The organism is Plantactinospora alkalitolerans, from assembly GCF_015690345.1.
In the GTDB taxonomy this organism is placed as follows: domain Bacteria; phylum Actinomycetota; class Actinomycetes; order Mycobacteriales; family Micromonosporaceae; genus Plantactinospora; species Plantactinospora alkalitolerans.
Map to the genome: position 1 here is coordinate 19509 of NZ_JADPUN010000121.1, position 12240 is coordinate 31748.

A 12240-nucleotide genomic window follows, 5' to 3' on the forward strand; every position below is an offset into this window, starting at 1 on the left:
CTCAGCCTCCCCAGGAGATTCGCGGTGGTGACCCGATTCGCTGTGGCCTGCCGGCTCCTTACCGGCTGATCTGACGCGGGACCGTCATCGCGACGAGCTTGTCCGGGTTACGGATGGCGTAGAAGTTGGTGATCATCCCGTCGACGATCTCGATCAGGAGGACACCTTCGGGGTGGTCGCCGATGTGGGCGACCATCGCGGGCGCGTTGTTGCAGTTGGCCATCCGGATCCGCATGCCCGGCAGCTGCCGGCGTGTGCGGAAGAGATCCATGAGGACGGCGGCCACCTTGTGCGCACCCACCACCGGCCGGCGGGCCGCGGTGGCCTTGCCGCCGCTGTCGGCGGTCCAGGTGACGTTCGGCGTGAGTACGCAGAGCAGCCCTGCCAGGTCACCGGTGGCCGCGGCGGTCATGAACTGCTCGGTGACCTGCGCGGTCTTCGCGGCGTCGACGGGCTGAAATCGCCTGCGTCGCGCCTGCACATGCTCGCGGGCCCGGTGCGCCACCTGGTGCACCGTCGGCACGGACTTGCCCACCGCCGCGGCGATCTCGTCGTAGTCGAAGCCGAACACCTCGCGCAGCACGAACACCGCACGCTCGTCGGGCGTGAGTGTTTCGAGCAGTACGAGCATCGCCATCGACACCGACTCGGCGAGCACCACATCGGCCGACGGGTCGTGTTCGTCCAGCAGCAGCGGCTCGGGTAGCCACGGGCCGACGTAGTCCTCGCGGCGGCGCGCGTTCGCCCGCAATGTGTTCAGCGTCTGACGGGTCACCAGCCGCGCCAGGTAGGACCTGGTGTCCCGCACCGTCGCGAGATCCACCTCGGCCCACCGCAGATAGCTGTCCTGTAGCACGTCGTCGGACTCGGTGGCCGATCCGAGCATCTCGTAGACGATCGTGAACAGCAGCGGCCGCAACAGGGTGAACCGCTCGGCATGCTCGTCGGTGGTCACCGGGACGTGACCACCCGCGCGGCGGGAGCCGGCTGCTCGGGCCGTCGACCGCCCTTGACCCAGACCGTGGAACCCGGCCGGTTGGCCTCGCGACGGATCCGCGACACCGCGACCTTGCAGGTCAGCTCCTTGAACGCGGCGCCCAGGCGACCGCCGACGTAGAGGTTCACCGCGGTGTCGTCCCTGCGAGCGAGCTGCCGCATGGCGGCGTGCCGGCCGAGGCTGACACACGACCCCGTGAGGGCCTGGTTGATCACGGCCGGTTCGACCCCCGCGATGTGGCTCAGCACGGTGTTGGCGGCCTGGGCCCCCAGCGGCCCGGCGGCCTGGCAGCTCATCCGCAGTGGCCGGCCGGACGGTGCCACGGCGTCGCCGGCGGCGACCACCCGGTCGTCGTCGACACTGGTCAACGTCTCGTCGGTGAGCAGCCGGCCGAGCGTGTCGGTGCGCAGCCCGCTCGCGGCCGCCAGCCCCGGCACGCCGAAACCGGTCGCCCAGATGGTCAGTGCGCTCGGACGCACCGTACCGACGTCAAGGACGATCGCATCCGGGCGAACCTTGGCTACCACGTCGGCTTCGAGCACGGTGACACCGTGCCGGATCAGCCACCTGGCGGCGTATCGGCGACCCCGTGCACTCCACGACGACACCAGCCTTCCACCACACACCAGGGTGACCGCACGTCCCTGCTCGGCCAGCTCGGCAGCCGTCTCGACGCCGGTCAACCCGCCACCGACCACAGTGACCGGAGCATCGGCGGGCAGCTCCACCAGCCTGGCGCGAAGCCGCCGCGCCGACTCGAACTCGGCGACGGGAAAGGCAAATTCGGCCGCGCCAGGCACCGATGACGGTATCGCCGCGATGCTGCCCACCGCGTAGATGACGTGGTCGTAGTCCAGCGCACGGCCCGACGCCAGCCGCACCGCGCGGGCGGCGGTGTCGATGCGCGTGGCGCTGTCGACGACCAACCGGATTCCCTCGCCGAGCAGGTTGCCGTAGTCGATCGTGACCTCGCCGGTGCCGGCCACGAACTGGTGCAGCCGCACCCGTTCGACGAAGTCCGGCCGGGGATTGACCAGAGTGATGTCGACGCCGGCGCGCATCCGCAGATGGTTGGCCGCGAGCGTTCCGGCATAACCACCGCCGACGACAACGACCTTGCGGCGTGTGTTGTGCTCAGTCATGCCCCAAAGACACCGCGAGACACCGAAAGCTGACACGACGTGATGCGTATCACCTCGCTCCGATGACACGGCGACGTCCCGGCCGCTCAGACAACCGGAGCCTGTGTTGATGACGACGGGACCGGTGAACTGGGCGTACCCATCCGTGAGCCGCGTGCCGGCAGGGTCACTCTCGGCACGGCGGTACGCGGGCCGGCGGATGGGCGGCCGTCAGTCGCGGACGCTCCGGAGCGCGATGACGTTGTCGGTCACCATGGCGGTCTGGCCGTCGGGTCCGGTCGCCCGACGCGGAGCCGCCACCAGGCGCTCGATGTGCCAGCCCTCGTCGAGGCGCAGGCCGTCCAGGGTCTCCTGCGGCGTGGGGAACCGGGTGTGTCCGTGGGCGTTCCAGGACCACGGGGCGATGGAGGCGTGATCGACGACGAGCAGCAGACCGCCGGGAGTCACCGTCTGGGCGGCCCGGCGCAACACCTCTGTCCGGTCGATGTCGACTGGGGAGTGGAAGTAGCAGGCGGACACCAGGTCGTACGCGCCGTCGGGAAACGAACGGGACAAGTCGTGTCGGGCGGCGACCACCCGGTCGGCGACGCCCGCAGTCTCGGCGCCGGACACCACCCGCCGCAGCGCTGTCGCCGACACGTCCACGGCGGTGACCCGCCAGCCCTGTGCGGCGAGCCACAAGGCGTCTCCTCCGTGGCCACATCCCAGGTCCAGGGCGCTACCGGCCGCCGGTGACAGGCCGTCGACGACATCGGTGAGCACGGCGTTCGGCCGGATGCCCCAGTCGGGGTCGGCATCGCGGTAGTGCTTCTCCCAGAACTCCGCGCTCGCGGTGGCTGTGGTTCCGCTCATCGGTTCTCCTGTGTTCACCCGCTCCACTGTCCGTACCCGGAACGGTCGGAGCAAGTACGCTTGCGGAAACCGCAAACGCATGAGGTCGGGGAGTGTGGGCAGTGCCGGATCAGGAACTGGAACCGCTGCTCGAGGCGGTCGGTCCCCGCCTACGCGAGGCGCGGAACGGGCGGAACCTGAAGCTGGCCGAGGTCGCCGAGCAGACGGGGATCTCCGTCAGCACCCTCTCGCGCCTGGAGTCCGGGCTCCGACGCCCCTCGCTCGACCTGCTGATCCCACTCGCACGGACCTACCGGGTTCCCCTCGACGACCTGGTCGGCGCGCCACCCTCCGGAGATCCGCGAATCCATCCCCGACCCGTCCGCCGTCACGGCATGGTCTACATCCCGCTGACCGGCCACGGCGCCCCCGTTCAGGCCTTCAAGATGGTGCTACCCGGTCGAAGGCCGGATGCCCCGATCGAGCAGGGCGTGCACGGCGGGTACGAGTGGATATATGTGCTCGGCGGCACACTCCATCTGAAGGTGGGATCCCACATCACCACTCTCGCCACCGGTGAGGCTGCCGAATTCGACACCCGAACACCGCACGGCATGGCCAGTGCCGGCCCCGACCCGGTCGAGATCCTCAGCCTCTTCAGCCCGCAGGGCGAGCAGATCCACATCCGCGACGCCTGAGGGGCTGCGGGACAGTTCGTCGGCGGTGCGCCGCGGCTACCCATGGTTGTCGTGCGGCTACTCGACGTCGAGCGCGAGTCGCGTACGCGGGGACAACGGCGTGATGCTCACCGCCGAGCCGTTCGATCATTGGTGGATGAGGGGCCGGAGTGGATAACTTCGAGCCCCGGGACTCGGCGCGAAGGACGGAGGCTGGATGACGGACGGCAATGCTGCCTATCGCTACACCAACACGGTGGTGCTGTCGGTGGCGGCTCTGGAGGCGCCGGTCGTCGTGACCTCTGACCAGATCGACGAGGAGCTGAGCGACACACTCGAACGCCTGCGGTTGCGCCGGGGGATGCTCCAGCGGATCGCCGGGGTCGAGGAGCGGCGTTGGTGGCCGGAGGGCTTCGGCTTCGCCGACGCGGCCGCGATGGCCGGGGCGAAGGCGTTGTCGGAGGCCGGTGTCGACGCGCGCGAGGTGGGGCTGCTGATCAACACGTCGGTGTCCCGGGCGCATCTGGAACCCTCGACGGCGGTGGCCATCCACCACGCGCTGGAGCTGCCGCAGTCGGCGTTGAACTTCGACATCGCCAACGCCTGCCTCGGGTTCGTCAACGGGATCCAGGTCGCCGCGAACATGATCGATGCCGGACAGATCCGCTATGCGCTGGTCGTGGCGGGCGAGTGTTCCCGGGAGGCGCAGCAGGCGACGATCGACCGGCTGCGCCGTCCGGACGCCACCCGCAGGGACGTCAAGGACCAGTTCGCCACGTTGACTCTCGGCTCCGGCGCGGCCGCCATGGTGCTGGCCGCCGCGGACACGCACACCGAGGGCCACCGACTGGTCGGCGGGGTGAGCCGGGCCGCCACCCAGCACCACGAGCTGTGCGTCGGAGACAGTACGAGGATGCGTACCGACGCCAAGGGCCTCCTCGACGCGGGCCTGGAACTGGCCGAGGCGACCTGGGCACACGTCGGACCCTGGGACTGGCAGGACATGGACCTGTACGTGATGCACCAGGTCTCCGTCGCCCACACCCGGGGCGTCGTCGACCGGCTCGGCCTCGACCCGCGTCGGGTCCCGGCGACGTTTCCGATGCTGGGCAACGTCGGCCCGGCGTCGTTGCCGCTGACCCTGGCGCACCACTCGGGCTCACTCAGCTCCGGCGACCGGGTGCTGTGCATGGGGGTCGGCTCCGGCCTGAACACCTGCGCCCTGGAGATCGTGTGGTGAGCGGCGACCGGAGCATGGTTCCGGCCGAGCTGCCCGGTCTGGACCCCGCCTGGTCCCGGCTGGTTACCGCGGTGGACAGCGAGGGCGTGGAGCGCACCTGGCACGTCCTGGACACGGCAGGTACGGACACCGGCGCCCCGGACACCGCTGGCCCGAGCGGATACGCCGGCACGCTGCTGTGCGTGCACGGCAATCCCACCTGGGCGTACCTGTGGCGGCATCTGCTGGCCCGATTCAGTCAGCCCGACGCACCGCCCTGGCGGGTGGTCGCCGTGGACCACCTGGACATGGGCTTCTCGGAGCGCACCGGCACGGTACGCCCGCTGGCGCAGCGGATCGCCGACCTCGGCACGGTCACCGACGCGCTGGGCCTGACCGGACCCGTGGTCACGGTCGGGCACGACTGGGGTGGCGTCATCTCGCTGGGCTGGGCCCTGCGCCACGCCGACCAGCTACGCGGCGTGGTGCTGACCAACACGGCGGTACACCAACCGGCCGGATCGCCGGCACCCACGCTGATCAGGCTGGCCCGGCTGCCGGGCATCCTGCCGGCGGCGACCGTGTCGACGCAGGCGTTCCTGCGGGCCACCCTCGCACTGGCGAATCCGCCGCTGCCGGAGTCGGTCCGCAACGGCTATCTCGCCCCGTACCGGACCCCGCGGCGGCGGGCGGCGATCGGCGGGTTCGTCGAGGACATCCCGCTGACCCCGGAGCATCCGAGCTGGTCGGCGCTGACCGAGGTCGCACAGGGCCTGGACAGGCTGGCGGAGATTCCGGCCCTGCTGCTGTGGGGACCGCGTGATCCGGTCTTCGGCGCCGCGCACCTGCGCGACCTGCGCGGCCGGTTGCCGCAGGCGAAGCTGCACCGGTTCGAGGGGGCGGGTCACCTGCTCGCCGAGGACGCCGACGTCGCCGGTGCGGTAGTACGGTGGCTGGCCGACCTGGACCGGCCGACCCCGAACCCGGTCCGGTCGCCGTCGCCGGAGCCCGCCGTGCCGTGGCGTCCACTGTGGGCGGCGCTGGCCGAACGTGCCGAGGACCGCTCGGTCGCGCTGGTCGAGCTGGCCCAGGGCGGCCGGCAGGTCAGCTGGGCGCTGCTGTGGCGGCGGATCCGCGAGATCGCGGCGGGGCTGTCCGCCTCCGGGGTGCGTCGTGGCGATCGGGTGGCGCTGCTCGTACCGCCCGGCGCCGACCTGACCGCCGCCGTGTACGCCTGCCTGCGTATCGGCGCGGTCATCGTCGTGGCCGACCCGGGGCTGGGACTGGCCGGCATGAACCGGGCACTGCGCGCCGCCGACCCCGCACATCTGCTCGCTGTCGGCCGGGGACTCGCCGTCGCCCGGGCGCTGCGATGGCCGGGGCGGCGATTCGGAGCCGGAGCCGGCGCGGCGATGCTCGGCGTGACGACGCTGGGCCGGCTCGCCCGGATCGGCGCGGGCAGCCCGGAGCTGCCCCCCGCCCCCGGACCGGACGACGACGCGGCGGTGCTGTTCACCTCCGGCTCCACCGGCCCGGCGAAGGGCGCGGTCTACACCCACCGGCAGCTCGCCGCGATGCGGGACGCGCTCTCCGCTCTCGGGCTCGACCCGAAGGCGGGGATCGTGGCGGCATTCGCGCCGTTCGCCCTGTTCGGGCCCGCGCTCGGCGCCACGTCGGCGATCCCGGACATGAAGCTGACGGCGCCACGGACGTTGACCGCCGCCGCCCTCGCCGAAGCGGCGGTCGCGGTGGACGCGTCGGCGGTGTTCGCCGCACCGGCGGCACTGCGCAACGTGGTCGAGACCGGCAACGCCCTGGACGACCGGCAGCGCGCCGCGCTGGCAAACGTCGAGCTGCTGCTCAGTGCCGGCGCACCGGTGCCCGCCGTGCTGCTCGCCCAGGCCCAGGCGCTGATGCCCGGGGCGCAGCCACACACCCCGTACGGGATGACCGAGGTACTGCCGGTCACCGACGTCACCCTCGACGAGATCGTGAAGGCCGGGCGGGGTGACGGGGTGTGTGTCGGCCGCCCAGTGCCCGGGGTGGAGGTGGCGATCGCCGCGCTGGACCCGACGGGTACGCCGGCCGAGCAGCCGGGCAGCGCGGCCGGGGTGACCGGGGTGACCGGGGAGATCATGGTCAGGGCCGGGCACGTCAAGGACCGCTACGACGCCCTCTGGCTCACCGAGCGGACCAGCTCCCGCAATCCGGGCTGGCACCGCACCGGAGACGTCGGTTACCTGGATCCGGACGGGCGGCTGTGGGTACAGGGTCGGCTGGCCCACGTACTGACCACGCCGGACGGGGTGCTCACCCCGGTCGGGATCGAGCAGGATGTGGAGTCGTTGCCGCAGATCGGCCGGGCCGCCGCAGTCGGGGTGGGCCCGCGCGGTGTGATGCAACTCGTGGTCGTCGCCGAGACCCGGCCCCCGGTACGCCGGGCCGGGCCGGCAGAGCCGAAACTGGCCGACGCGGTGCGCGCGGTGACCGGGTTGCCGGTCGCGGCCGTGCTGGTCGTTCCGACACTGCCCACCGATATCCGGCACAACTCGAAGATCGACCGTAGCCGGCTGGGTCGATGGGCGGAACGGGTGCTCGGGGGCGGAAGGCCCGGAGGATTGTGAAGATCCTCGTCACCGGCGCCAGCGGTATGCTCGGCGGCGCCGTCGCGACCGCGTTGACGCTGCGGGGCGACCGGGTCCGGGTGCTGCAGCGCCGGCCCGCCTCCCTGCCCGGTGTCGAGGAGCAGCGCGGCGACATCACCGACCCGGCGGCCGTGTCCGTGGCCGTCGACGGCGTCGACGCGGTGGTCCACCTGGCCGCGAAGGTGTCGATGACCGGTCCGTGGTCGCAGTTCCAGCGGATCAACATCGGCGGCACGGCCACGCTGCTGGACGCCGCCCGGGACGCCGGCGTGACGCGTTTCGTCCAGGTCTCCTCGCCGTCGGTCGCCCACCACGGCGCCGGCCTGGTCGGCGTCGGTGCCGACCCCGCCGACCCGGACCGGGCCCGGGGCAACTACGCCCGCAGCAAGGCCTCGGCCGAGCTGCTCGCGTTGGCCGCCGACTCGGCCGGCTTCGCCGCCGTCGCGGTCCGCCCCCATCTGGTCTGGGGACCGGGGGACACCCAGCTGGTGGCCCGGATCGTCGAGCGGGCCCGGTCCGGTCGGCTCGCACTGGTCGGCAGGGGTACCGCCCTGATCGACACCACGTACGTCGGCAACGCCGCCGAGGCGATCGTCGCCGCGCTCGACCGGGCCGCCGAGATCGACGTACACGGGCGGGCCTTTGTGGTCAGCAACGGCGAGCCACGGATGGTTGCCGAGCTGGTCGACCGGATCTGCGCGGCTGCCGGGGTGACGCCACCGAGGCTCCGGGTGCCGGTGGCCGTGGCGAAGGCCGGAGGCAGCGTCGTGGAGCGTCTGTGGTCCTCGCTCGGGCGCACGGAAGAACCGCCGATGACCCGCTTCCTGGCCGAGCAGTTGTCCACGGCGCACTGGTTCGATCAGCGCACGACCCGGGAGGCGCTGCGCTGGTCGCCGACGGTGTCCCTGGACGAGGGCTTCGCCCGGCTGGCCGCCGCGTACCGGGCCTCGTAGCCGCCCGGGACGCCCCCCTCTCCGCCGATCCCGATCGTCGTGGTCGCCGCGTCGACCAGGCACCACCCTCCGGTCCGTCGGGATTAACTCGGTCGTCCGGACATCCCGGTCGTGGTTGACTCGGGCCAGAGAGTTCAGCCGTCGATCGAACAAGGAGACGACATGCGAGCCGCACTTCCCTCCATCGAACAGGAAACGTCGATTTCTTCGAGGGGTGTGGCGGTTGCCGCGGAAGACGCTGAACCTAGGGATCCTGGCGCATGTCGACGCCGGTAAGACGACACTGACCGAACGGCTGCTGTACGCGGCCGGGGTCATCGACACGGTCGGCACCGTCGATGCCGGTACGACCCGGACCGACACGCTGGCGCTGGAGCGTCAGCGTGGAATCACCATCAAGTCGGCCGTCGTGTCGTTCGAGATCGCCGGTACGACGGTAAACCTGATCGACACACCGGGGCATCCGGACTTCATAGCCGAGGTGGAGCGGGTGTTGAGCCTGCTCGACGGCGCCGTCCTGGTGATCTCGGCCGTTGAGGGAGTCCAGCCGCAGACCCGCGTCCTGATGCGCGCGTTACGGCGGCTGCGGGTGCCGACGCTGCTGTTCGTCAACAAGATCGACCGCGGTGGCGCCGATCCCGGGCGAGTGCTCGACGCGATCAGGGGACGCCTGACGGCCGCGATCATTCCCATGGGTACGGCCGACGAACCCGGCGCCCGTGACGCGCGGTTCAGGCCCTACGGGTTCGACGATCCGACCTTCCGGACAGGGCTGACCGAAGCACTCGCCGAGCGGAACGACTCGCTGCTGGCCGCGTACGTCGAGAACGAGTCGGCGGTCACGGACGGACGGCTGCGCGGGGAACTCGCGGCACAGACCCGCCGCTCGTCGGTGCACCCCGTCTTTCTCGGCTCGGCGATCACCGGAGAGGGCGTGGCCGCGCTGATGACCGGCCTCGCCGAACTGTTGCCCGCCGAAGCCGGCGATCCGGAGGGCACTGTCTCGGGCCGAATTTTCAAGATCGATCGTGGACCGGCCGGCGAGAAGATCGCCTACGTCCGGATGTTCGCCGGCACGGTGCAGATCCGGCAACGGCTGCCCGTCGAGACCACCACGGGCGGCGAGGCCGAGGCGAAGGCCACCGGCATCAGCGTTCCGGAGCGCGGCGGGTGGGTCCGGCGCCCCCACCTCGTCGCGGGTGAGATCGGCCGGCTCTGGGGCCTGAGCGGGGTGCGGATCGGCGACACCATCGGTCGGCCGCCGCCGTCCGGCGGCCAGTGGCACTTCGCACCGCCGACGATGGAGACCGTGGTCGCACCCGTGCGACCGGAGAACGACGGCGCGCTGCGTGGCGCGCTGGCCCGGCTGGCCGAGCAGGATCCGCTGATAAACGTCCGGGCCGACGACACCGGCCGGGAGATCTCCGTCTCGCTCTACGGTGAGGTGCAGAAAGAGGTCATCGGGGCGACGTTGGCGACGGAGTTCGGCATCGACGTCACGTTCCGCGAGACGACGATCATCTGTGTCGAGCGCCCGGTCGGCCGAGGCGAGGCTGTCGAGGTTCTCAACACCGGGTCCAATCCGTTCCGGGCCACGATCGGCCTCCGGGTCGAGCCGGGTCCGCAGGACTCGGGGATCGAGTTCCGGGTGGGGGTCGCCCCGCAGTCGATGCCGATGTACGTCTACCGGAACGCCGACACCTTCACGGATCACATGGCCCAGTACGTACGCCGGACGCTGTGCGAGGGCCGGTTCGGGTGGCAGGTCACCGACTGCGTCGTGACGATGATCGACTGTAGCTACAGTGTGCCCGACGGTCCGCCGTCGAGGCGCGGCCCGCTCAGCACGCCTGCCGACTTCCGTGACCTGACGCCGTTGGTGCTGATGCGGGCCGTCGAGCAGGCCGGAACCGTGGTCTGCGAGCCGATGCTCCGGGTGAGCCTCGAAATCCCGGTGTGGGCGATCAGCGCCGTGCTCACGGCCCTGGGTCGGCTCGGCGCGGCGGTGAGGCACCAGTCGCTACGGGGCGACCTGACCACCATCGAGGTCGTCGCGCCGGCGGCCCGGGTGCCGGACCTGCAACGCCGACTGCCGGGGCTGACCGGGGGCGAGGGTGTTCTCGAGGCCACCCTCGACGGTTACCGGCCGGTCCGGGGCGAGTTCACCACCCGGCCGCGGACGACGGTGGACCCGCGCAACCGGGAGAGGTACCTGCTGTCCCTCACCCGGCAGGGAGCCCGGGAGTGAGCCGCCGATCGGCGCACCGGTCACCGGCGCGCTCCCCACCGGCGGCACCCCGTACCCCGCAGGGGGTGTCATTCGCTCAGCAGTTGTTCACGCAGGATGTCCGCGTGCCCGCAGTGCTGGGCAAGTTCGCGCAGCATGTGCAGGTACACCCAGCGCAGCGGGAGCGGGCCGCGCCGGTTGCCGTGGACCAGGTCGTCCAGGCCCAGCGACGCCGCCGCGCGGCGTGCGGCCTCGCATGCTTCGCGGTGCGCGTCCCGGACGGTGCCGATGGTGTCGTCGTCGTCGAGGACGAACGAGTCGTCCGGCGTCGCGGGGATGCCGATCTCGGCCCGTGGGCGGCAGGTGATCGCCTCGTCGAACCAGACCTTCTCGACGAAGGTCGCGTGTTTCACCAGACCCAGCAGTGTGGTTCGGGACGGCACCAGCGATCGGCGTGCCTGCTCCTCGGTCAGCCCGTCCAGGCAGCCGTTGAGCGCATTGCGATGCTCGTCGAGGAACGCCTCGAACTGGGCCCGGGCCGGCTGGCCGATGACGTTTTCGGCGAATGTCGCCGGAAGTGAGGACATCCGGAGAGCATTCCAAGACCGTTGCCCAGGATCAACCACGACACCTCGGCAGATCCGGGCGATACCGGGGGCATGGCGTGCTGGCGCGACGACACGGTCCGGCGCGGGTGGAGCGGCGGGTTCGAGGCGCCGAGGCGGCTCAGAACCGCACGGCGATACCGATCACCGGGGGACGCCGCAGCCGCAGACTCCTGGCGAGCCAGTTGCCGACCCGGGACAGCAGGTACTTCCGGGCCAGGAGCCGCCGCGCGACGGCCGTTTCCGCCTCGTCGAGCAGGCGGGCGGTGCCCTGAGCGCTCGGCGCACCCGGCGCGATCGTGCCACGGATATTGCAGACCGTGACCGCGACATGGCTGTTGTTGCGGATCCGCTTGACCTTCCACGCCGCGGCCTCGGACACGACGAACAGTTCACCGCCGTCGAGCACGTGCCAGACCGGCGTGGGAACCCCGGTGCCGTCCCGGCGGTAGGTGGTGAGGCTGACGTACCTGCTGCGGCCGATCTCCTCGACGACGGTCATGGGCCGAGCCTATCGACGTACGAGTCGATCGACGGGAAGTCTGTCGATGAGCCTTCGGCCAGGGCACCCTCGGACGCGGCGTGGGAGGCCGGGCCTTCGACCCGGCCAGGATGCCGCTGCCATCCGGCGAGGGCGGTGCGGCCGTGTTTCGGCATAGTGGACGGAACCCTCGGCGCATTCGCCGCGCGGGGCCGCCGTGGGCGTTCAGCGGCGGTCCAGTCGGTGTCCAGTGGGTTCGGTGAGGCTGCCGGTGCGGTCGCGTCCGCGCCGCTCGTCCACCTCGGGAGGAACCCGATGCCGCTCCACATCCACCGGCTCAGGCTGGTCCGGTTGTTCTTCGCGCTCGTCGCGGTCACCGCGCTCGGCGCGGCCTGGGCCGGTAGCGCGTCGGCCGCGCCGGCCGGGGCTGTGGCGCCCCGCGCGGCGTCCGGCGACGCGCTAC

The 12240-nt window shown here is 71.5% G+C and carries 10 protein-coding genes; 5 read left to right on the forward strand and 5 right to left on the reverse strand.

What is annotated here, in order from left to right:
• Nucleotides 1-58: 58 nt before the first annotated feature.
• From I0C86_RS11190 to I0C86_RS11200, 3 genes are all read right to left on the reverse strand, one after another.
• Nucleotides 59-955 carry an RNA polymerase sigma-70 factor gene (locus tag I0C86_RS11190; RefSeq protein ID WP_196201157.1) on the reverse strand — a complete coding sequence of 299 codons (897 nt, stop codon included), beginning with the start codon at nt 953-955 and terminating at the stop codon, nt 59-61.
• A complete protein-coding gene (locus tag I0C86_RS11195) occupies nt 952-2139 on the reverse strand; it encodes an NAD(P)/FAD-dependent oxidoreductase (RefSeq protein WP_196201158.1) in 1188 nt (395 codons plus the stop codon). Before I0C86_RS11195 ends, I0C86_RS11190 begins: the two co-directional genes overlap by 4 nt.
• A gap of 210 nt (nt 2140-2349) precedes the next feature.
• The gene (locus tag I0C86_RS11200) at nt 2350-2991 is read right to left on the reverse strand and encodes a class I SAM-dependent methyltransferase (RefSeq protein WP_196201159.1); all 642 of its coding nucleotides are present in this window, start codon (nt 2989-2991) and stop codon (nt 2350-2352) included.
• 101 nt (nt 2992-3092) lie between these two features.
• Between I0C86_RS11200 and I0C86_RS11205 the strand changes: the two genes are divergently transcribed.
• The 5 genes from I0C86_RS11205 (at nt 3093) to I0C86_RS11225 (ending at nt 10712) form a co-directional block, all read left to right on the forward strand.
• The gene (locus I0C86_RS11205; protein WP_196201160.1) at nt 3093-3668 is read left to right on the forward strand and encodes a helix-turn-helix domain-containing protein; all 576 of its coding nucleotides are present in this window, start codon (nt 3093-3095) and stop codon (nt 3666-3668) included.
• Nucleotides 3669-3864: 196 nt separating this feature from the next.
• Nucleotides 3865-4887 carry a 3-oxoacyl-ACP synthase III gene (locus tag I0C86_RS11210; RefSeq protein ID WP_196201161.1) on the forward strand — a complete coding sequence of 341 codons (1023 nt, stop codon included), beginning with the start codon at nt 3865-3867 and terminating at the stop codon, nt 4885-4887.
• Nucleotides 4884-7490: an alpha/beta fold hydrolase gene (locus tag I0C86_RS11215; RefSeq protein ID WP_323373586.1), complete on the forward strand. Its 2607-nt coding sequence runs from the start codon at nt 4884-4886 to the stop codon at nt 7488-7490. Before I0C86_RS11210 ends, I0C86_RS11215 begins: the two co-directional genes overlap by 4 nt.
• On the forward strand, nt 7487-8464 hold the full coding sequence (locus I0C86_RS11220; protein WP_196201162.1) for an NAD-dependent epimerase/dehydratase family protein: 978 nt from the start codon (nt 7487-7489) through the stop codon (nt 8462-8464). The genes I0C86_RS11215 and I0C86_RS11220 overlap by 4 nt, the downstream gene beginning before the upstream one ends.
• A 223-nt stretch (nt 8465-8687) precedes the next feature.
• A complete protein-coding gene (locus tag I0C86_RS11225) occupies nt 8688-10712 on the forward strand; it encodes an elongation factor G (RefSeq protein WP_230393969.1) in 2025 nt (674 codons plus the stop codon).
• A gap of 68 nt (nt 10713-10780) precedes the next feature.
• Here the strand turns inward: I0C86_RS11225 and I0C86_RS11230 are convergent, their stop codons facing one another.
• Nucleotides 10781-11278, reverse strand: coding sequence for a DinB family protein (locus I0C86_RS11230; protein WP_196201163.1), 498 nt, complete (start codon nt 11276-11278; stop codon nt 10781-10783).
• Nucleotides 11279-11417: 139 nt separating this feature from the next.
• The gene (locus tag I0C86_RS11235) at nt 11418-11798 is read right to left on the reverse strand and encodes a PPOX class F420-dependent oxidoreductase (protein ID WP_196201164.1); all 381 of its coding nucleotides are present in this window, start codon (nt 11796-11798) and stop codon (nt 11418-11420) included.
• Between the last annotated feature and the right edge of the window lie 442 nt (nt 11799-12240).